Here is a 21,675-nt window from a genome sequence, read left to right on the forward strand (position 1 = left end):
CGGGCCCCCAAGGCATACCGCTCGGACCCAGGGAGGAAAAACATGATACCAGCCGGTTTTGAGTATCACCGGCCAGGCGACATCGCTTCGGCCATTGGCATTTTGCAAGAACACGGAGACGAAGCGCGCGTGATCGCAGGCGGACACAGCCTGATCCCGATGATGAAACTGCGCATGGCCGAGATGGGTCATCTGGTCGATCTGCAGGCCATCGACGAACTCAAGGGCATTGAGGTCGGTTCTGAAACCGTCACCTTGGGCGCAATGGTTACGCAGCACGAATTGATCACCCATGAAGGTCTGGCTTCAGCCATTCCTTTGATCCAAGAGGCAGCGTTGCAGATCGCAGATCCGCAGGTGCGTTATGTGGGGACTGTTGGTGGCAACGTGGCCAACGGTGATCCAGGAAATGACATGCCGGGTCTGATGCAATGCCTGAACGCATCCTTTGAATTGTCCGGCCCCGATGGATCACGCAGCGTCGCCGCGCGTGAGTTTTATGAGGCCGCCTATTTCACCGCGCGCGAGGATGAAGAAATCCTGACCCGCATCTCGATCCCGGTTCCGGGTGCAGGCGTCGGTCAGGCGTATGAGAAGCAAAAGCGCAAGATCGGCGACTACGCGACCGCAGCCGCCGCAGTGATGGTCGGCACCGGCTCGGCCTCGGTCGCAATGACTAATTTGGCCGACACGCCCATCTGGTCCGAAGCCGCCAGCACTGCGCTGGCTGGTGGGGATGTTGATGGCTGTGTCACCGCGATGCTCGACGCGATTGACCCGGTGGCTGACAACCGTGGCCCCGTCGAATTCAAGAAACATGTGGCGAGCGTGATGCTGCGCCGCGCCATCGACCGCGCGCAAAGCCGCGCGGGTTGAGGGGAGGATAAAATGTCGAAAATGCACGTCAAACTCACCGTGAACGGTAAAGAGGTCGAAGGTCTGGCCGAGCCGCGCACGCTGTTGATCCACTTCCTGCGGGAAGATCTGAAAATCACCGGCCCTCATATCGGGTGCGAAACCAGCCATTGCGGTGCCTGCACCGTGGATATCGACGGCAAGTCCGTCAAATCCTGCACCACCTTTGTGGCACAGGTGAATGGCGCCGATATCACCACTGTCGAAGGACTGACCAATGACGATGGTAGCCTTGGTGTGTTGCAGGAGATGTTCCGCGAACACCACGGGCTGCAATGCGGTTTCTGCACGCCGGGCATGATCACCCGCGCGCACCGCTTGCTGCAGGAAAACCCGAACCCTTCTGAGGAGGATATCCGCTTTGGTATGGCGGGAAACCTCTGCCGTTGCACCGGGTACCAGAACATCGTCAAGGCGATCTCGGCTTCGGCTGACATGCTCAATGCACAGAAGGAGGCTGCGGAATGAACGACCAGACCCTGACCCCCGAAGAACGCGCCGCCAATCTTAAAGGGATGGGCTGCGCCCGCAAGCGCGTCGAGGACGTGCGCTTTACCCAAGGCAAGGGCAACTATGTCGATGACATCAAGATGGACGGGATGTTGTTCGGCGACTTTGTTCGGTCTCCCTATGCACATGCCCGCGTCGTCAGTGTGAACAAAGAGGCCGCCCTGGCCCTGCCCGGCGTGATCGCGGTTCTGACAGCCGAGGATCTGGCCCCGTTGGGTCTGCATTGGATGCCGACACTGGCCGGTGACAAGCAGATGGTTCTGGCCGATGGCAAAGTGCTGTTCCAGGGCCAGGAAGTGGCCTTTGTCGTCGCCGAAGACCGGTATATCGCCGCCGATGCCGTCGAACTGGTCGATGTCGACTATGAAGAACTGCCCGTCCTTACCGATCCGTTCGAGGCGCTGAAATCCGATGTTGTCCTGCGTGAAGACCTTGAAGGTCAAACCGAGGGCGCACACGGGCCGCGTAAGCATCACAACCACATCTTCACGTGGGAGCAAGGCGACAAGGACGCGACCGAGGCCATTCTGGCCGAGGCTGATGTAGTCGCCGAAGAGATGGTCTACTATCACCGCACCCATCCCTGTCCGTTGGAAACCTGCGGCTGTGTCGCCAGCATGGACAAGGTCACCGGCAAGCTGACGCTTTACGGGACGTTCCAAGCCCCGCACGCGATCCGGACGGTTGTGTCGCTGATCTCGGGCATTGCCGAGCATAATATCCGCGTGATCAGCCCTGATATCGGCGGCGGTTTCGGCAACAAGGTTGGCGCCTATGCGGGCTATGTCTGCTCGGTCGTGGCGTCGATTGTCACCGGCAAGCCGGTGAAATGGGTCGAGGACCGGATGGAGAACCTGATGTCCACCGCCTTTGCCCGCGACTACTGGATGCAGGGCAAGATCGCGGCCACCAAGGATGGCAAGATCACCGGTTTGTGGTGTCACACCACGGCAGATCACGGCGGCTTTGACGCCTGCGCCGATCCGTCCAAGTTCCCGGCGGGGTTCATGAATATCTGCACCGGGTCTTATGACATCCCTACCGCTTATCTGGCCGTGGATGGTGTCTATACCAACAAGGCCCCGGGCGGGGTGGCCTATCGCTGTTCCTTCCGTGTGACCGAGGCGGCCTATTTCATCGAACGGATGATCGAGGTTCTGGCCATCAAGCTGAACATGGACGCAGCCGAGCTGCGCCGGATCAACTTCATCAAGGCGGATCAGTTCCCCTATCAGTCCGCACTGGGCTGGGAGTATGACTCGGGCGATTATCACACCGCTTGGGACAAGGCGCTGAAGGCCGTGGACTATGATGGCCTGCGCGCGGAACAGGCGCAGCGGATCGAGGATTTCAAGGCTGGCAAAACCCGCAAGCTGCTGGGCATCGGGCTGACGCATTTCACCGAGATTGTGGGAGCGGGACCGGTGAAGAACTGTGACATCCTTGGGATGGGTATGTTCGATAGCTGCGAAATCCGCATCCATCCGACCGGTTCGGCCATCGCGCGGCTGGGGACGATAAGCCAGGGTCAGGGCCATGCCACGACCTTTGCCCAGATCATCGCCAGTGAGATTGGTTTGCCCGCCGATGATATCACGCTGGAAGAGGGTGACACCGACACCGCACCCTATGGCCTCGGGACCTATGGATCGCGGTCAACGCCTGTGGCGGGGGCGGCAACGGCAATGGCGTCTCGCAAAATCCGCGCCAAGGCGCAGATGATTGCGGCTTATCTGCTGGAGGTACACGACGACGATGTCGAATGGGACGTGGATCGGTTCTCCGTCAAAGGCGCGCCCGAGCGGTTCAAGACCATGAAGGAAATCGCCTTTGCCGCCTACAATCAGGCAATCCCGGGGTTGGAACCCGGTCTGGAGGCGGTCAGCTACTATGACCCACCGAACATGACCTATCCGTTCGGAGCCTATATCTGCGTTATGGAGATCGACGTGGACACCGGCGAATGGGATGTTCGGAAGTTCTATGCGCTAGACGATTGTGGCACGCGGATCAACCCGATGATCATCGAAGGTCAGGTCCATGGCGGCGTGACCGAGGCGCTGGCCATCGCGATGGGTCAGGAGATTGCCTATGATGAGATGGGCAATGTAAAAACCGGCACGCTGATGGACTTTTTCCTTCCGACCGCGTGGGAGACGCCGAACTATATCACCGACCACACGGTGACCCCTTCCCCGCACCATCCGATTGGCGCCAAGGGTGTGGGCGAAAGCCCGAATGTCGGCGGAGTGCCTGCATTTTCGAACGCGGTGCATGATGCGTTCCGGCCTTTCGGCTTGGTGCAAAGCCATATGCCGCATGACCATTGGCGGATCTGGAAGATCGCCAATGGGTTGGGGATGCATGGGTGATTGGGTTCGAACCGGCTGGTGCCGGTCCGACCGAACGGAGGGGGCCAGCCCCCTCCGAACCTCCCCCGAGGTATTTTTAGCCAGATGAAGAATGGATCCTGGTTTTGACTTTGAGCGATGTACAAAACGGGTTGGCCGCGCAGGGCTATGTTGCTGATGAGCGATTGGCGATGGCGTTGCATCTGGCGCAGGCTTTGGGGCGGCCCTTGTTGCTGGAAGGCCCGGCTGGCGTTGGCAAGACCGAAGTCGCGAAGGCTCTGGCTGCCCAACACGACGCGCGGTTGATCCGCCTGCAGTGCTATGAGGGGTTGGACGCCAGCCACGCCATTTATGAATGGAACTATCAGCGCCAATTGCTGGCCATCCGCGCGAGCGAAGCGCAAGGTGGCACAAGTGAAGCCCAGTTGTTCTCGGACGAATACCTACTGAAGCGGCCCCTTCTGGAGGCCATCAGTGAAGACGACTCTCCGGTTCTTTTGATTGACGAGATTGACCGTGCAGATGAGGAATTCGAGGCCTATCTGCTTGAGATATTGTCCGATTTTCAGATCACGATTCCGGAGCTTGGGACGATCAAGGCGCGCTCTCGCCCGATTGTGATCCTGACGGCCAACGGCACGCGGGACCTGTCCGATGCTTTGCGGCGGCGGTGTTTGTACAGCTATCTCGGTTATCCCTCGCGCGAGACGGAGATGGCCATTTTAAAGGCGCGTATGCCCGCAATTGAAGGATTGTTGGCACGTCAGATCGTCGGGGTTGTTCAGGCCTTGCGCAAGGAAGACCTTGAGAAAACGCCGGGCATTGCCGAAATGCTGGACTGGGCCGCCGCCCTGTCGGGGCTTGGCGTGAACGACATGGCCCGTTCCCGTGAAGAGGTACAGGCGACATTGGTCTGCCTGTTGAAAACTGCTGCCGACTATGATGCCGCCCCGCCTGAGGTTCTGGATCGTTTGGTCGGGAAGGTGGCTTGATGCAGGTCACCCGGTTCCCCTCACGCGCAGCAGGCTTGGCAGACCGCGTGAGCGGTTTCATGGCGCATCTGCGAATGAACGGATTGCGCGTGGGTCCCGCCGAAACCGGGGACGCGCTGGCCGCCTTGGCGGCGGTCGAGGCAACCGACGCAACACAGGCCAGGCAGGCCTTGTGCGTGTTGTTGACAGGCAGCGCCGAGGATTGGCGGCGCTTTGATGAGCTGTTCGATGCCTACTGGTTCAATGTCGGCAAGCAGCGCAGTGGAGCGGCGCAAACCACAAATGTGCGGGTACAATCCGCGAAACCGAAGATCTGGCAGCAGCAAACACAGGAAGAACAGGATCGGCAAACGGATACAGATCAGGCAGCCGCCACTCCTGATCCGGGCGACGGCGAGGCCGAAGGGATGGATGGGAAGCTGATTGCAACCCAAACGGCCAACCTGTCGCGCCGGGATTTGCGCGAATTGATGGATGACGAGTCGCTGAGACAGGCCGAGCGCGCCGCGACCCAGCTTGCCCGAGCGATCCGCGACCGCCGATCTCGCCGACATAAACAGGCGCATCGTGGTCGGGCGCTGGACATGCGGCGGATACAACGGGCCAGTCTGGCGCGGGGTGGAGACCCGATGGACCTTTATCGCCGAGCGCAACCGCCGCGGCCAATGCGGATCGTTGCTCTATGCGATGTCAGTGGGTCGATGACCGTCTATTCCCGCGTGTTTCTTGCCTTTCTGAAGGGCCTGATCGGAAGTGGAACCGAAGCCGATGCCTATCTGTTCCACACCCGACTGATGCGCGTCACGGACGCGCTGCGCGATCACGATACGATCCGCGCCGCCGGGCGGCTTTCACTGATGGCCGAGGGGTTTGGTGGTGGGACCGACATCTCTGGCAGTCTCGAGAGTTTTCTGGACGGATACGGTGCGCGGGCGCTGAACGGACGGACGATCGTGCTGATCTTGTCGGATGGGTATTGCAGCACGACTCCGCAGGCCTTGGGGCAGGTTCTGGAACGGATTCAACGCAAAGCGCGCCGGGTCGTCTGGCTGAACCCGCTGAAAGGCTGGCAAAATTACCAACCCATTGCCGCTGCCATGCAGGCCGCAGAACCCCATCTGGACGCCCATCTGCCCGCCAATACGCTTGAGGCGCTGGCTGCGTTGGAACCTGAATTCAGAAAACTGTGAAAGGACACACCGATGGCGGGTTTCGACATTTTCGACACGATTGAAGAGCTGCGCCGCACCGGCGATGCCTTTTGTGTGGCGACAGTTCTGCGCACCGCCGATGCGACCTCGGCCAAGGCCGGAGGCAAGGCCGCCATCACCCGCGACGGCACGGTTCTGGGCCATCTGGGGGGTGCCTGCGTACAACGCGCCGTTCGCGCTGCCGCGCAAGAGGCGTTGGTGTCGGGTGAGCCGAAAATGATCCGCGTCAAACCTTCGGACAAGGTTGTGTCAATGGCTGATCCGGACGGTGTTCAGACCTACAAAAGCGGGTGCCCATCCGGAGGGACAGTGGATATGCTGATCGAACCCTATCAACACGCGCCGCGCCTGATCATTTTCGGAGACTCACCGATCGCGCAGGCATTGGCGACGCATGCCGCGCTGGCGGGGTTGCGTGTGTGTTTGCCAGAAGGTACTGAAAACACCGTGAAATACACCCCCTTTGATCCTGACAATCTGAACGCCTTGGGCGTTGAAGCGCGTGATTTTGTTGTGGTGGCATCACAAGGCAAAGGCGACGGAGCGGCATTGAAAGCAGCACTTCAAACACCTGCGCGCCGCGTTTCAATGGTCGCAAGCCACCGCAAGGCCGAGGTGCTTTGTGCAAAGCTGGAAAAACAGGGAGTGAGCGCAGATCAGACCAAGCGCCTTAAGTCACCCGCCGGGTTGGATATCCATGCCATCGACCCGCATGAAATCGCGCTTTCGATTTTGGTTGAAATTATCATGTGGCGCAATTCAGATAAATCCAAGGAGACGTCCCATGATGAGAAAATGGCTTAACTGGCTGCATGCCGCCAAAGCAGCGCAGCCCGAGTTGACCTCGGAAGAGGCGACAGAAAAGGCCCTTCGCGTCTTTCCTAAATGTTGTTGAAAAAGGACCCACCCAATGGAACTGACTGACGAAATCCGCATCGCGGCCCCACAAGATGCGGTTTATCGCGCGCTCAACGATCCCGATGTGTTGCGCGAATGCATTCCGGGCTGCGAAGAGTTGATCCAGCATTCACCCGAACATCTCGAAGCCAAGGTCGTTTTGAAAATCGGCCCGGTCAAAGCGCGCTTCAACGGCGAGGTGACGCTGGACAATTCCAAGGCGCCTGGTGCCTTTTCGCTATCCGGCGAAGGCAAGGGCGGCGCAGCGGGCTTTGCCAAAGGCGGCGCGGATGTGTCGTTGACCGCGGATGGTGATGAGACGGTTCTGTCCTACACTGCCAATGTCACAATCGGCGGCAAGATCGCGCAATTGGGAAGCCGCCTGATTGCCGGTACCGCGAAAAAGCTATCGGGCAAGTTTTTCGAAAAATTCGGAGAGGTCGTCGCAGAGCAAAACGTGCAATAGGCTGACCTGCTCGTTCTGTTACGAGACGCGGTGTGGCAGTGTCGGCCACACCGAACTTGTCGCTTTCAGCCCCGCGTTTCATCCTGCATGTAGGCAATGACATTGGTGATGTCGGCCTCTTTCTTCAAGCCCGGGAACTGCATCTTGTTACCGGGAAGAAACCCCTTGGGGTCGGCCAGGAAAGCTGCCAGATTTTCCGGCGTCCAGACAAGATCGGCGCTGCCAAGCGGGCCGGAATATTTGAAACCGTCCACCTGCCCCGCGGATGCACCAACAACGTTGAACAGCGATGGCCCAACCCCATTGCGGCCTTCTTTCAACTGATGGCAGGCTTTGCATTTGCGAAAGACCTTCTTGCCAGCCTTGAGATCGCCATCCACAGCGGCGATGGCAACCGGGGCAGAAGCTTCGGTTTCGGCCTTGTTTTCGTCCATGGTAAACACAAGCCGTGCGGTGATCGGCACGGTCCGGGTAATGCCGGGCAACTTGGCCAACTCCATCAATTTGTCAACGCCGGCATCTACGCCGGCATCCTCGGTGCTGAGAAAGACCATATCATTGGTGGATACCATCACAGATGTCTCGGTCAGGCGGACCACAAACATCTCGGCGTCGAACTCAACCTCGGTCCCGGCCAAAGACAATGCGGCTTCGACATCGATGATCGACGAGGCGCCCACGGCAAGGCCCGAGACTTCATCCATGTCGAATTCGGCTGTCAGGGCTGCGGTACCCGCCTTGCGGAACACATATTCGATCATCCGTTCGTTTCGAATGTCGATGTTGGTCTCTACCGATGACAGATCAATCTCGATCTCGGCCTTGCCGTCGGGGCTGACATGACCGCTCAGCCCTGAGAAGGAGTTGACCTCACCCACGGTGTCTTTCTTGATCGTACCATAAGCCAGATGAGAAGCATCCGGGGACAGGGTCCAACTTTCCGACAGGGCCGGGGTTGCAACAATTGCAGACGCAATCGTGACTGCTTTCAACAGAAGTTTCATTTCATTTCTCCTCAGGCTATGTAATTTCTGACCCCGCGGGCCCGGTCCGTGAAAGACAAACACACACAGGTCGCGATTTATTCGATGAGTGGTGAAATCAGCTCGGAACAGGCCGTGCGCGGCGCGATCCAGACGCATTCGAAACGCGTGTGGCGGTTTGGGCTTGCCCTGTCGGGCGCCTCGGATGTGGCCGATGACCTTCTGCAATCCACCTGCCTGCGCGCGCTTGAGCGCCATCATCAGGTAACATCCCATGACAGGCTGGACAGCTGGCTGATGACGATCTGCCGCTCGATCTGGCTGAATGAGGTGCGCGCGCGTTCGGTTCGTAAGGCGCAGGCCTTGTCTGTGACCCCCGAAACCGAATTAATTGCAACAGGCGCTGACTCAGAAACGAATATTTTCGCGGCTGAAGTGTTTACTCAAGTGATGCACCTGCCAGAAGCACAGCGCGAGACCGTGATACTTGTCTTCGTTGAAGGGTATAGCTATCGCGAGGCAGCAGCCTTGCTTGAGGTGCCGATTGGAACAATCATGAGCCGTCTTTCCACGGCTCGGCAGAAACTGAAAACCGTGATGCAGCACGAGACTGCGGACGCCGTTCGACGGGGTGGCAAATGACGTTTTCCGATGAAACGCTGCTGGCGTATCTGAATGGAAATCTGGACGAGACCGAAGCTCAGAAAATCGAGACCGCGGTTGAAACAGATTCAGAACTGGAACAGCGCCTGATGGCGCTGGATCCGTTTGCACCTGTTGTGCATTTGGTCTTCAAGGACGTACCGCAGGACGCGCCGCAGGTCGAATTGCCGGATCGCACGACGTCTCAGCCATCGTCTCACCCGTTTCGGTTGCTGGCCGTTGCGGCCTCGGTCGCGGTTGTGGCGGTGTCGGCGACGTTGTGGGCGACGCGACCCGCGCCGTTGGGCTGGGCGCAACAGGCGGCGATCTACCAATCGCTCTACGTGCCTGATACAATTGCCACACTGGACACCGCACCAGAGGTTCTTGAGGCCCAGTTTGCAAAGGCCGAGGCCACGCTGGGCAGACCCCTGAATCGCGAAGCCCTGAGCGCCTTGCCGGGGGCCGAGCTGAAGCGAGCTCAAGTTCTGTCCTTCAAGGGCAAGCCATTGGTTCAAGTCGTGTTCGCGGATGATCAGGGGCGACCCTTTGCCTTTTGCGTGATCCGTCAGGGTCCGGCGGCGCCGGACAAGGATGTGAACCTTGCCGTTCTCAGTGGGCTGTCAACGGCCACTTGGGCGGAAGGCGGCTATGGCTACATGATCATCGGAGCTGATGGGCAGAGCGACTTGAGCGATCACCTGATCGCATTTTCCAAGGCAATTGCCAGCTAGAGCGTCGGACCGGGTTTTGAGCGTTCAATGCACGCGGTGCGCTGGGTTAGCGGAGGGGTCGTGGGTGCCCTCAAGAACCAGCTTTCCGTTCTTCAGATGCCGCTCGACGAACTTTTTCTGCAAACGACCGGCAGGCACGGGATATGCCGTTTCCGGGGCATAGCCCTGACGTTTTACATCCGGGAAGAGGGTAAAGATTTCTTCTCGGGCCTCCACCGATATTGTCTTGATAGCTTCGGGGCCTGTGAACAAGCTCTCGGAGGGGGCGCCATCGGCAAAAATAACCTCGTGCTGATCGAAGAGAAGGTGGAAATAGACGACCTCGGTTACGTCTTCATCCACATAAATGCCCGGAAGAGCGGCCAGCTTTATCGCCGACACAAGGACATCGGGACTACCAAACATACGCTCGGACACTTTGGAGGACACCAACATGCGGTGTTGTCTGGACACCAGCAGGTCTTTTGCAGGAAGGCCCTGCCCAAGCGCACCGGCTGAGATACGAACAGGTCGTAGTTTTTCCGCAGCGGCCCCTTGAGCCGAAAAGTCCACCGTCCTGGAACCGACCCACCGCAAACGCTGCGGGCCATTTCCCTTGGTCAGAACGATATCGTCCACCGACAGATTCTCAACCGCGGTTGGGCCGTTCGGCGTTTCGATCATGGTTCCCGCGCACAAACACAGAATATCGCCTGAGATATCGCCGAAACCGATCACACCGGTATTGGCACCCGAAGACAGACCACCTTCGAAGATGACCTCAATTCGGGACACAGGGCCTGCGATGGATACGGTCAGCGAATCTGGCGCGCCCGGTCCTTCGACACCCGTGGACACATTCCCGTTGGCTTCGACCGTGTTGCCGGTCTGGACGTGAAACGGGCTGAGGTTGGAAAAAACAACCGGGACCGGATTGTTATTCACATCAAACGCCAGAACCGTCACTCTATCGTCGAATGTGATCTCGTTGCTGTCCAGATCCAGAATTTCGAATGTCACGTCTTTGACAGCGGTTGAGAACGTCACCTCTGACGTCGCGGGGCCAGGGATGCCCGAAACAAACAGGTTTCCGCCAAGAAACCCATTGAAGAACACCTCCGGATCAGAGGTCACGGTCAACATCGACGTGTTCGAGCCGTCCGTCAGCACGGTCGAATCGTTTGCACTGCCAATCGTTGACCAATCAAACAAGAACGGCATTTCTGCACCTCCCAAACCATTTAAACGGCGTAAAATAACGACACCCTATCTTATGGGTATTAATGCGTCCTAAAATTGACAAGCCCAAGAATTTGTTCCTGTAGTGTGATCACCTACAGCGGAACCCAATAAACCAGGACCGAATATGGCCGTCGTTACCATGCCTGCCCAGACAGCCCAGCGGCTGAAAGACGAAATCCTCAAGTTGTCGCAATCAGTTGAGGTCAAGATTTTCATGGCCAAGGACGTCGTTCAACTGATCGGTTTCACCGCAGAAGAAATCGCGGGTTTTGGCGGAGAAACCGGCGATGCTGTCGTTTTAGCCGTGCGAGACCTTGAGGCTCTCAAGCAGGCCATTCCACAATCTGCCGGTGACCGCGTGAATTACATCCCGATCGTGAACGAAAAAGCAAAGGCCAAGCTGGACCCGTTTTATCAGGCGTAGACCACGCGCTGCGGGTCCTTGAAAAAGGGTGAGGCATGCGCCCCACCCTCTTTTCATCACGCGTCGATGATATTGTGAGCCGGCCCATAGGGGAAGCCGGTGATGTTCTCGGCACCGTCTTCTTCGACCACCAGAATATCATGCTCACGATACCCACCTGCACCGGGCTGGCCTTCGGGAATCCAAAGCATCGGCTCGATCGACACCACCATGCCGGGCTCCAGAACCGTATCGATGTCTTCACGTAGTTCCAGACCGGCTTCGCGCCCGTAGTAATGGCTGAGAATGCCGAAAGAGTGACCGTATCCGAACGAGCGGTATTGCAACAGGCCCTCATCCGCGAAGAAGCGGTTGATCTCGGCAGTGATGCCGGAACAGGTCGCGCCGGATTTGATCAGGCTCAGACCCAGTTCGTGTGCGGCCACGTTGGCCTTCCAGATGCGCAGGCTGTCTGCGTCGGGTTCGCCTAGAAACAGAGTGCGTTCCAGAGCCGTGTAGTAACCCGAGATCATAGGGAAGGTGTTCAACGACAGGATATCGCCTTTTTGCAGCGCGCGTTTGGTGACCGGGTTGTGTGCGCCGTCGGTGTTCAACGCAGATTGGAACCAGACCCAAGTGTCGCGGTATTCGGCCTCTGGATAGGCGCGCGCGATTTCCTCTTCCATCGCGTCGCGACCGGCCATGGCGATCTCGATCTCGGTTGCCCCTTCGCGGATGGCGGCGTGGATGGCGGCACCACCGACGTCAGCGGTGTGCGCACCACCTTTGATCAACTCGATCTCTTCCGCCGATTTCACCATGCGCGCGGCCATGGTGTCGGGCGCGATGTCGACCAGTTCAGGCTGGCCCAGCATGGCCAGCGCGGTGTCGCGCGCGGCCAGTGTCATGTGATCGCTTTCAACACCGATCCGCTTGGCATTGCCGATCAGACTGGCCACGGCGCGCCAGTAATTGTCGCGCTTCCAGTCGGTGTAGATGACGTTATCCTCGACCGAGCGGCGCCACGGCTGGCCCGCGTCGATATTGGCCGAAACGGTGGTGCAGGCATCCTGCGTGACGACGCAGCCATAGGGGCGGCCAAAGGCGCAATACAGAAAGCCCGAGTAATAGGCGATGTTTTGCATCGAGGTCAGCAGAACCACGGGGATGTCCCGCGCCGCCATGATGGCGCGCAGTTTCCCCAAACGGCGGTCGTATTCGCCCTTGCTGAAAGGCAGGGGCGCTTTGTCGCCATTGTGGCAGGTGAAGAATTCGGGGCGTTTTGTGTCTGTCATATCAGGTCTCTCATCTATGCCGGGTGGCAATACCCGGCCACTTGTCCCGGCGTTCAGGACAGGCGGTCTCGGGGTCCGAGAGCCGATCACCCCCGATGATGCCGCGACGCCATCGCGACTGGGGTGAACGTGTAGATCGTTAAATCAGGCGCAGGCTTGCGTCAAGCGGGCGAAAGCCCCCGCAGACGCTCGGACCGGCGGCGCAGCAATTCGACCGTAGTCAGCAACGCGATCGAAATCACCACAAGGATTGTCGCCACGGCCAGAATGGTCGGGCTGATCTGTTCGCGTAGGCCAGTGAACATCTGCCATGGCAGGGTTTTCTGGCTGGTCGATCCGACGAACAGCACCACGACCACCTCGTCAAACGAGGTGATGAAGGCAAATAGCCCGCCCGAGATCACGCCCGGCAGGATCAGCGGCATCTGGATCTTGAAGAAGGTCCGCACCGGTCCTGCGCCCATATTCGCCGCTGCCCGCGTCAGCGAGCGGTCAAAGCCCACCAGCGTTGCGGTCACGGTGATGATGACGAAAGGGATACCCAGAACGGCGTGGGCAAGGATAACCTTCACATAGCCCACGAAGTTCTTGTTCATGCCCAGCGTGCCTTCCATGAAGCGACCGATATCGCTGTAGAAAAAGAACATACCGGTGGCCGAGATGATCAGCGGCACGATCATGGGCGAGATCAGGATACCCATGATGGCGCGGCGACCCGGAACGTGGCTCTGGCTCAGGCCGATGGCCGCAAGCGTACCCAGCGAGACTGAGATAATCGTCGCAATCGGCGCGATGATCAGCGAGTTCTTGAAGCTGCGCTGCCATTCATTGTTGGTGAAGAAATCTCGGTAATGCTTGAGCGAATACCCCTCGGGGTCCAGCCGCAGCATTTCCGGCGTAAAGGTAAAGAAATCCTGCGCGTTGAACGACAGTGGCAGAACCACAAGGATCGGGGTGATTAGAAACACGAAAATCGCGCCGCAGATCACCCGGAACAGGTAGTGGTAGAACACCTGTTTCGCAGTCAGATAGGGCAGAAGTTTCCGGCGATAGCGGCCCTCATACAGCCAGTAGATGAACCAGCCGAAAAACCAGCCACCCAGCAGGCCCAGAATGCCGCCCATCGGACCGGACATCAGAAAGCCTGCGATACCGAAGCCAAGGATGGTGATCCAGCGGGCAAGTTTCTCGTTCTTGAGACCAACGATGTAAATCCAGGCCAGCGCGGCGATCAGAGCCGCCCCGCCTATGATGCCAAGAGAGGCCGCGCCATTGCCTGCCCCAACGAAGACACCGGCGAAGGCACCGGCAAGGGCAACGCTGGGCAACACCATGGACAGAGGTTTGCGGGAAATCGGAGTAAGTGCTGCCATGTCGATTATCCCAGCTTCACGTTATCAATGCCGACAATCTTGTCGTAACACCAGTAGAGCAACAGCACGACGCCCAGAAGGATCGTCCCCAATGCCGCAGCCAGACCCCAGTTCAACGAGGACGAGATGTGGTACGCGATCCTGTTCGAGATGAAGACACCCTTGGTGCCGCCCACGATCTCGGGCGTGATGTAGTAGCCGATGGCCAGAATGAACACGAGGATCGACCCCGCGCCGATGCCTGGAATGGATTGCGGGAAATAGATGCGCCAGAAGGTCGTCCAGTTCGTCGCGCCCATGGATTTCGCCGCACGGGTGTAGGACACTGGTATGGTTTGCATCACGGAATACATCGGCAGGATCATGAAGGGCAGCAGGATATGAGTCATCGCGATGATCGTACCGATCTGGTTGTTGATGATCACAAGTCGGGCGTCATCAGCCACCAATCCAAGCCAAACCAGCGTTTCATTGATCACACCTTGTTGTTGCAGCATCACCTTCCACGCTGAAGTTCGCACCAGTAGCGAAGTCCAGAACGGTAAGAGTACTAATATCATCAGCAGGTTCGATACCCGCATGGGCAGCGTCGCCAGCAGGTAACTGACCGGATACGCCAGCAGGATACAGGACGCGGTGATCACCAGCGACATGAACAAGGTGCGTCCGAAAAGCTTGATCAGGATCCGCTTGTCCTCGGGCTGCGCCTGCGCACCCTCGGGTGTGCGGCGCATATCGACCGCATTCAGGAAATACCCGTTGGTGACAGCGGGTGAGTGGGTCTTGATCACCGCCCATGTGGTGGGTTCACCCCAGCCGTCGTGAATCTCAATCAACTGGTCCTTGAAAGGGCCGTCGGTTTCGGGGTCCAGTTTACCAAGCTTACGACCCGAGCGGCGGAACAACGAAGACATGCCGGTTTCTTCGTAGTTCAGACGTGAGCCGAGACGCGTATGGGTTTTGTTGTCGACAGCCACAACCATGTCGCGAACAAAGGCGTCATAGACGGCCTCGTCGGGCAGTTCGCCGCTTGTCTCATCCCAGCTTTGCAACGCCTCGACCGTCAAGGGCAGCGTTTCCTGCACCATGCTGTTTTCCACTGACCGGAATAGCATCGAGGCGATCGGTACGATGAACGAGAACATCACGAACAGCAGAAGCGGAGCAACAAGCATCAGCGCCCGCAGTTTCTGTCGCCGCAGTGAACGTGCCAGTGATTGCTTGAGCGGCGTCCCGTCCGCTGCCAGCATCGGCCCCGCGTCTTGGCTTGCGTCAGTCATCTGTGCCCCTTGGTTCTACTTGGATCCGGGGGCGGTTCACCGCCCCCGGACTATGTCATGAAATCAAACGCTTATTGCGCCAGCCACGCCTGGAACTTGGCTTCGATATCGTCGCGGTAGTCCGCCCAGAACTCATAGTTATAGAGGAACGTGTTCTTGGCATTGTCCGGATCGGTCGGCATGTGCGGTGCCATGTCGATACCCAGATCGGCATGCTGACCCACCAGCGGAGCCGACGAGGCACGGGCCGGACCGTACGAGATGTACTTGGCCTGATCCGCCAGACGCTGGGTGTCGGTTGCGAACATGATGTAGTCCAGCGCGCGCTGCTGACGCTCTTCGCTTAGACCGGCGGGGATAATCCAGCCGTCCAGGTCAAAGATCTGCGCGTCCCACAGCATGGCGACGGGCTGCTTCTGCTCTTCGATCACGCTGAACAGACGACCGTTGTATGTCGATCCCATGACGACTTCGCCATCAGCCAGCAGCTGTGGCGTGTCTGCACCGGCAGACCACCAGACAACGTTGTCCTTGATGGTGGCAAGCTTGGCCAGCGCCTGATCCTGACCTTCCGAGGTTGCCAGAACGTCATAGACGTCATCTTTCGCGACGCCATCACAGATCAGAGCCCATTCCATGTTGTTGATCGCGCGCTTTTCCAGCGCACGCTTGCCAGGATACGCTTCCAGATCAAATACCGCGCATACTTCGCTGGGCGGAGTGTCGCCAACCAGATCGGTGCGATAGCCGAATGTGGTCGAATAGACGATCTGAGGGATAAAGCAGTCGCTGACCAGCAGGTCGCCAAAGTCATCCGTCGCCGAGGTGCCATCAGGCGCGGGCGCCAGCATGGTGTCGGGGTCGATTTCCATCGCCAGGCCTTCGTCGCACAGACGGATCGCATCCGCCGCAACAACGTCAACCACATCCCAGGTGATGTTTCCGGCTTCGTTCATCGCGCGCAGCTTGGCAACCGCTTCGGCCGAGCTGTCATCGTTCAGGATGGTGACGCCAGTTTTTTCCGAATAGGGCTCGTGATAGGCCTTGAGCTGCGATTTGGAATAGGCGCCGCCCCATGAGACGATGGTCATCTCTTCGGCGGAAACGCCACCAGCCGCTGTTGCCAGAGCCGCTGCAGTCAGCAGTGTCTTTGTTGGTTTCATGAAAAACTCCCAGTATTTCCCGTTTGTTGTATGGTCAGCCGACGCACGGGTTTTCGCCAGCCGGTCCCTCAGTGTAACCGCGCTTGTGCCGCGCGGCTTGGTCTATGCGTCAAGCGCACGACAATCCTTTGCCAGCCAGCCGATATCGATCTCTTGACCGGGTTGCAGGCGGACGGCATCGGGGGCGTTCCGTGTCTTGACGATGAACTCGTCATTGCCCGCCACAGACATGCGAAAGCGGAACACGTCGCCCATATAGATGAATTCCTTGACCGTCGCCTTCAGCGTATGCGCGTCGGCATGCAGGCGATCCTTGTTGAATTCCACACGTTCCGGCCGGATCGAAACCTTGGTCCGTTCGCCCGGGTTGTGAACGTTGATCGGCACCGCATCAATTTCTGATCCGTCATCCAGCTGCACCACACAGCTGTCGCCGTCGATGGATTTGACCACACCTTCCAGCGTGTTGTTCTCGCCGATGAACTGCGCGACAAAACTGTTGTCAGGCTCTTCATACAGTTGATCCGGCGGGGCCAGCTGCTGAATGCGGCCATCATCAAACACAGCGACGCGGTCTGACATCGTAAGCGCTTCGGTCTGGTCGTGAGTCACGTAAACGGTGGTAATGCCCAGCTCATGCGCAAGTCGGGTGATTTCGAACTGCATGTGCTCGCGCAGCTGTTTGTCCAGCGCGCCCAGCGGCTCATCCATCAGCACCAATTCCGGCTCGAACACCAAGGCCCGGGCCAATGCGATCCGCTGTTGCTGACCGCCGGAAAGCTGCGCCGGACGACGCCCGCCAAAAGCCCCCATCTGAACCATGTCCAAAGCGCGCTTGACCTTTTCGTCACGCTCGGACTTGCCCAGCTTGCGAACTTCCAGAGGAAAGGCAAGGTTTTCGGCCACCGTCATGTGCGGAAACAGAGCGTAGTTCTGAAACACCATACCAATCCCGCGTTTGTGCGGCGGGATATTGTTGATGGGCTTCCCGTCTAGCAGGATTTCACCATGCGTGGCGGTTTCAAATCCGGCAAGCATCATCAGACAAGTTGTCTTGCCTGAACCTGAGGGACCGAGCATTGTCAGAAACTCGCCCTTCGGCATTGCAAGATTGAGATCTTTAACGACGAGATTCTCGCCATCATAAGATTTCTGAACGCGTTGAAATTCGACAAACGCAGCGTCGTTCGTTGTACCGGTCACAAGACCCCCTGTTGCGTCAATTGATTATCCGTGGTTTTCGGATTTCATTGATCTGTGGTCCACAGTTAAGACCAAGCGATACGCTCTTGGCAACAAGTTATGGTGCTTTTTCCAAATTTGAGTTTACACTTACCTGCTACCGCACAGAATTTAGGCGCCGCATATGCCACGCAAGGCATTGATTACTCGACAAAACAGGTTTTCCGATCCGCTCCTGAATTTTCGGTATCGCGTCGAGAGTTCGCAGGTTGGTACAACTCAGGAACACCGCTTCGACCGCTGAATCTGCCCCAAGTTCGGAGGCAGCCTCGACCACAGATTCCGTCGATATCCGCGCCACTTTGGCCTCTTCCGCCTGTCCGAACGTTGCGAACACATCCATACTTATACCATTGGCCTGAAACGCGGTACGCAGCGGTATGTTGACCTCTTCAATGTAAGGTGACAGCAGGGCAAATTTCGAAACACCAAGATCGGCAGCACAGGCGGTCGCCGCGCGTAAGGGGTTCGTGACTTCGCGGGTGTTGCATGTCTGTTTGACCAACTCTGCAACGCGGTCCGACCCGATCACCGAACTGGCCGAGGTACAGCCATAGCCCACAACATTGTAGGGTCGCGCATTGGGAAGCAAACGCGCTGCTGCAGGCAGCGCCTTCTCCATCTCGGCAAGGCTTTCGGTCGTCACCTCGATCCCGCTGGGAATGCGCGTGACGTGCAGAGGGTATTTACGGTCGGCGAAATATGCACCGAATTCAGGCTCAAGCGTCTCGTCGACCTGCAAAACGATCAGTCCAAGCGGCGGGGTGTTTGGATCGTCTTCGTCCAGAGTGTAAGGGACATGGGTCATAGCTGCGTCATCTCCGGCCCGATCCTTGGGCTGATAAACCGTGGGGTACCTTCAGTAATGACGATGTTTTCCTCATGCACCAAGATTTTGTCACCGGCAGCAATGCCCGGTTCCAGCGTCAGAACCATTCCGGGTTCCAGAACGGTGTTGTCCGTCGGGATCAGGGACGGCCATTCGGTCAGGGACATCCCCAAACCATGACCCAGCCGACCCGCATCCGTACCTTCTGCGTCTGCCGCAAGAACGGTGTTCATGGCATGAAACAAATCCGCTGCGGTTGCGCCCGGACGGGCGATTTCGAACGCGGCATCCGAGGCTTCGATCAACCGGGCATGGGCGCTTGCCACATCAGGCCGAGGCGGGCCAATCGACCAGTTTCGGTCGAAGTCGCTGAAATAGCCGTCCCAAACCAAACCGGTGTCCAACATCAACACATCGCCCAGCGCCAGCGGTACGTCAGAGGCTGGTGAAATCACATCCGCATAGCCACCCTGTTCTGCCCCACCTGCCAGATAGGGCACCCAATCAGCGCCCTCGTCCAGACACAACATCTGAAAGCGGCGGAACACCTCATCCAATGGCACCCCCTCCCGTGCGATCTCGGGGACGCGGGCAAAGGCCCGCCCGGCAATGCTACAGGCGGTTTCGATCTTGGCGATCTCGGCCTCGGATTTGACCATACGCAACTGGCGCAGGATGCCGCTGTCGCCTGACAGCGCCCGCGCTCCAAGCTGGCCGCGCAAGCGTTCAAGGTCTGCCAAAGGCATACGGAGATGCGTTTCATGCCCGTCCGGCAATCCAATTCGCCCCTCCGTGGGTGTCACCTCGATCAGCGTATCACATAGCAGAGAGACACCGTCATCCTCCAGATCAGGCGCGCTCCAGGTGCGGATGTCGTCGATCCATGTCTGCGCCATGAGGGCTGCCCCGATGGACGGGATCACCGCGATCGGCTTGCCGGTCGCTGGCAGAATGAGGAACCACGGGCGGGTCGGGCTTTCCCAGAACCGGGTCAGAAAACCGGTGAAATAGCGCACGTCCGTCTCGGTCGTCAGCAAAAGCGCCGACAGGCCCGCCGCATCCATCAACTGCTGCGCGTGCTTGGTGCGGGCTTCAAACTCGGATCGTTCGAACCCCCTCATTCGGCAGTCTCGGAGAGGATGCACAACACGCGCGAGGCCTCGGTCATTCCCAGTTCACCCCGCGCCCGGTCGTCCAGCACGACTGCAAGCCCAGCGCCGCCCGAGGCCGTCGTCTCCAACCCCGCTGCGGCCATGGCGGGCAGTTTCCCGGACACGTCCTCATCCGAGAGTGTCAGGAAAAGATCGGCGTCACGGGCCAATCCGTTCAGCGCGATCAGCGAAGGTTCCTTGCAGTCCAGGCGCCCCATGATGCTGTCTGGACCATCCGCGAACACACATGACCCGGCCTCGATACTGGCCTGTACGGCGGGTGCGGCATCAGGTTCGACCACGACTATTTTCGGCACATCACCCCAGGCTTCGCGCGCATAAGCCGCGACAGCCCCGGCCAGACCACCAACACCTGCTTGCAACATAATATGAGTCGGAGGTTCGGGGCATTGATCGACCGCCTCGGCCGCCATTTGCAGATACCCCTCCATCAGGGTCCGCGGCAGCTCAAAATACCCGTCCCATGAACTGTCCGAGAGCAGTATCCACCCGTTTTCCTCAGCCGCCGCGCTTGCCGCTTGCATGCTGGCCGCATAGTCAGCGCCACTCCGCACAACCTCGGCACCTTGTTCTTTTAATCGGGCGGCAAAGCTCTCGGGCACCGTCTCGGCGATATAGACAACCGCCTTTGCGCCAAACATCCGTGCACCCGCTGCAACACTCATCCCATGGTTCCCGGCACTGGCCGTCACGTAGGTTGACCCTGCCAATGTATCCGCGCCGGGCGCGTCCGAGGCTTCGGCGGCGTGGCGTGCAATCACATAAGCCGCGCCGAGGGCTTTGAACGAGCCCAGATTCATACGCGCGCGCTCATCCTTGACCCAAAGCTGCGCAACCGGGGCGAGGCCTGAGGCATCCACCAACGGAGTCTCTTTGGACGCTGGGCACATGGACAACAACGCCGCAACGCGGGCCGCATCTGTCGACGGATAAGGGGCCGAGGGCGCAAGTTTGGGACCTGCCCGGTGTGTATTCGTAACGATCTTCATGTCTCTCTCCGCCATTTTGTCTGACGTGATCCGATCGCCCCTGATCTGTCAACACTCGTGATCGTTAACCGACCTGCTCCAACAACCAATCCTGAAACAACTCTGCCGCCGGGTTCGCGGTGTTGGCGGATAGAAAATACCCTTCATTGCTGTCGATCGACCCGCCATGGGCACGTTCAACCAATCCTGTGTCCAGCGCGTGTTTCGCCAGAAGCCCGCTCACCAACGCCACGCCGCCCCCATGCGCTGCCAATTGCAACGCCATTCCAAAAGTGTCGACAAAAACGTTGGGCTGGCTTTGTATCCTCTGGCTTTCCAGCCATCGAGCCCAGCCGCCTGACGTCCCCACCGCCTCGATCAGAGGCAGTTCTGATATGTCTCCAGACAGGGCCGGAGATTTAAAGGGAACAAGGTGATCCGGCATCAGGCGAACAGCGCCCTGCCCCACCTGCTTCTTCGATCCGAACCGCACCTGCACATCCGCCTGTGATGCATTGAAATCGTCCGGCCAAATCGCGCTGAGCAGCCGCACGCGTATCTTCGGGTGCCGCTTGGCAAACGCGGGCAGATGCGGGGCGATAACCCATTGCGCGATACTGACCGAGGTCGCGACTGTCAGAACGTCGCCGGACGCGTTGGTGTCGACCTGCCCGGCGGCAGCGGCCAGCGCCTCAAGCGCTTTGCCGACCTCGGGTAGCAGCTTTCGGCCCGCGTCCGTCAGCGCCAGACTGCGCGGATGGCGAACAAACAAGGACGCCCCCAATCGCAATTCAAGTGATTTCACCTGCTGGCTGACGGCCGATTGCGTCAGCCCGATTTCCTCGGCCGCCGCGGTAAAATTTAGCGTGCGGGCCGCGGCCTCGAAGGATCGAAACCAGGTCAGGGGGGGAAGTGATTTCGCCATAGGCCAAGCCAGTCATTAGTCTTGTTAATGCCAAAGCACATAATTCTATCATTTGTCAAAATCCAGCCCCGCTTCTAGCGTCGGCCTGCGCAACAGGAGAAGT

21 protein-coding genes are annotated in these 21,675 nt (G+C 58.6%); 10 read left to right on the top strand and 11 right to left on the bottom strand.

Annotation, left to right across the window (positions count from 1 at the left end; all coding sequences use genetic code 11):
• Positions 1-42: 42 nt before the first annotated feature.
• From AC2FD8_RS14625 to AC2FD8_RS14655, 7 genes are all read left to right on the top strand, one after another.
• On the top strand, positions 43-876 hold the full coding sequence (locus AC2FD8_RS14625) for an FAD binding domain-containing protein (RefSeq protein WP_496857328.1): 834 nt from the start codon (positions 43-45) through the stop codon (positions 874-876).
• Between the two features lie 12 nt (positions 877-888).
• Entirely contained in the window at positions 889-1,383 is a 495-nt protein-coding gene (locus AC2FD8_RS14630) for a (2Fe-2S)-binding protein (protein WP_170380391.1), read from the top strand.
• Entirely contained in the window at positions 1,380-3,797 is a 2,418-nt protein-coding gene (locus AC2FD8_RS14635; RefSeq protein WP_496857326.1) for an aerobic carbon-monoxide dehydrogenase large subunit, read from the top strand. The genes AC2FD8_RS14630 and AC2FD8_RS14635 overlap by 4 nt, the downstream gene beginning before the upstream one ends.
• 104 nt (positions 3,798-3,901) lie before the next feature.
• On the top strand, positions 3,902-4,768 hold the full coding sequence (locus AC2FD8_RS14640; protein ID WP_496857324.1) for an AAA family ATPase: 867 nt from the start codon (positions 3,902-3,904) through the stop codon (positions 4,766-4,768).
• Positions 4,768-5,958: a vWA domain-containing protein gene (locus tag AC2FD8_RS14645; RefSeq protein ID WP_496857322.1), complete on the top strand. Its 1,191-nt coding sequence runs from the start codon at positions 4,768-4,770 to the stop codon at positions 5,956-5,958. Before AC2FD8_RS14640 ends, AC2FD8_RS14645 begins: the two co-directional genes overlap by 1 nt.
• Positions 5,959-5,970: 12 nt before the next feature.
• Positions 5,971-6,783 carry an XdhC family protein gene (locus tag AC2FD8_RS14650; protein WP_496857320.1) on the top strand — a complete coding sequence of 271 codons (813 nt, stop codon included), beginning with the start codon at positions 5,971-5,973 and terminating at the stop codon, positions 6,781-6,783.
• A 106-nt stretch (positions 6,784-6,889) separates the two neighbouring features.
• The gene (locus AC2FD8_RS14655) at positions 6,890-7,342 is read left to right on the top strand and encodes an SRPBCC family protein (RefSeq protein WP_496857318.1); all 453 of its coding nucleotides are present in this window, start codon (positions 6,890-6,892) and stop codon (positions 7,340-7,342) included.
• Positions 7,343-7,407: 65 nt separating this feature from the next.
• Here the strand turns inward: AC2FD8_RS14655 and AC2FD8_RS14660 are convergent, their stop codons facing one another.
• Positions 7,408-8,346: a c-type cytochrome gene (locus AC2FD8_RS14660; protein ID WP_496857316.1), complete on the bottom strand. Its 939-nt coding sequence runs from the start codon at positions 8,344-8,346 to the stop codon at positions 7,408-7,410.
• Between the two features lie 84 nt (positions 8,347-8,430).
• Here AC2FD8_RS14660 and AC2FD8_RS14665 point away from each other — a divergent pair, with 84 nt between their 5' ends.
• The gene (locus AC2FD8_RS14665) at positions 8,431-8,967 is read left to right on the top strand and encodes an RNA polymerase sigma factor (protein WP_496857314.1); all 537 of its coding nucleotides are present in this window, start codon (positions 8,431-8,433) and stop codon (positions 8,965-8,967) included.
• Positions 8,964-9,701: an anti-sigma factor gene (locus tag AC2FD8_RS14670; protein WP_496857312.1), complete on the top strand. Its 738-nt coding sequence runs from the start codon at positions 8,964-8,966 to the stop codon at positions 9,699-9,701. Before AC2FD8_RS14665 ends, AC2FD8_RS14670 begins: the two co-directional genes overlap by 4 nt.
• 24 nt (positions 9,702-9,725) lie before the next feature.
• On the opposite strand, the gene AC2FD8_RS14675 is transcribed toward AC2FD8_RS14670, so the two are convergent.
• Positions 9,726-10,901, bottom strand: a complete 1,176-nt coding sequence (locus AC2FD8_RS14675) for a Hint domain-containing protein (protein WP_496857310.1) — start codon at positions 10,899-10,901, stop codon at positions 9,726-9,728.
• A gap of 145 nt (positions 10,902-11,046) precedes the next feature.
• On the opposite strand from AC2FD8_RS14675, the gene AC2FD8_RS14680 reads away from it, so the two are divergent.
• The gene (locus AC2FD8_RS14680) at positions 11,047-11,346 is read left to right on the top strand and encodes a hypothetical protein (protein ID WP_496857308.1); all 300 of its coding nucleotides are present in this window, start codon (positions 11,047-11,049) and stop codon (positions 11,344-11,346) included.
• Positions 11,347-11,402: 56 nt separating this feature from the next.
• Here the strand turns inward: AC2FD8_RS14680 and AC2FD8_RS14685 are convergent, their stop codons facing one another.
• From AC2FD8_RS14685 to AC2FD8_RS14725, 9 genes are all read right to left on the bottom strand, one after another.
• A complete protein-coding gene (locus AC2FD8_RS14685) occupies positions 11,403-12,620 on the bottom strand; it encodes an aminopeptidase P family protein (RefSeq protein ID WP_496857306.1) in 1,218 nt (405 codons plus the stop codon).
• Between the two features lie 161 nt (positions 12,621-12,781).
• Positions 12,782-13,993 (bottom strand): ABC transporter permease, encoded by a 1,212-nt coding sequence (locus AC2FD8_RS14690; protein WP_496857304.1) that lies wholly within the window; start codon positions 13,991-13,993, stop codon positions 12,782-12,784.
• Positions 13,994-13,998: 5 nt separating this feature from the next.
• On the bottom strand, positions 13,999-15,273 hold the full coding sequence (locus AC2FD8_RS14695) for an ABC transporter permease (RefSeq protein ID WP_496857302.1): 1,275 nt from the start codon (positions 15,271-15,273) through the stop codon (positions 13,999-14,001).
• Positions 15,274-15,344: 71 nt separating this feature from the next.
• Entirely contained in the window at positions 15,345-16,436 is a 1,092-nt protein-coding gene (locus AC2FD8_RS14700; protein WP_496857300.1) for an extracellular solute-binding protein, read from the bottom strand.
• A gap of 102 nt (positions 16,437-16,538) precedes the next feature.
• The gene (locus tag AC2FD8_RS14705) at positions 16,539-17,639 is read right to left on the bottom strand and encodes an ABC transporter ATP-binding protein (protein WP_496857298.1); all 1,101 of its coding nucleotides are present in this window, start codon (positions 17,637-17,639) and stop codon (positions 16,539-16,541) included.
• 136 nt (positions 17,640-17,775) lie between these two features.
• Complete coding sequence (locus AC2FD8_RS14710; RefSeq protein WP_496857296.1) at positions 17,776-18,486, bottom strand: maleate cis-trans isomerase family protein; 711 nt, start codon at positions 18,484-18,486, stop codon at positions 17,776-17,778.
• Entirely contained in the window at positions 18,483-19,628 is a 1,146-nt protein-coding gene (locus AC2FD8_RS14715; protein WP_496857295.1) for a M24 family metallopeptidase, read from the bottom strand. Before AC2FD8_RS14715 ends, AC2FD8_RS14710 begins: the two co-directional genes overlap by 4 nt.
• Positions 19,625-20,668: a pyridoxal-phosphate dependent enzyme gene (locus AC2FD8_RS14720; RefSeq protein WP_496857293.1), complete on the bottom strand. Its 1,044-nt coding sequence runs from the start codon at positions 20,666-20,668 to the stop codon at positions 19,625-19,627. The genes AC2FD8_RS14715 and AC2FD8_RS14720 overlap by 4 nt, the downstream gene beginning before the upstream one ends.
• A gap of 64 nt (positions 20,669-20,732) precedes the next feature.
• A complete protein-coding gene (locus AC2FD8_RS14725) occupies positions 20,733-21,572 on the bottom strand; it encodes a LysR family transcriptional regulator (RefSeq protein ID WP_496857291.1) in 840 nt (279 codons plus the stop codon).
• Positions 21,573-21,675: the final 103 nt, after the last annotated feature.

The organism is Ruegeria sp. YTSC192, assembly GCF_059609705.1.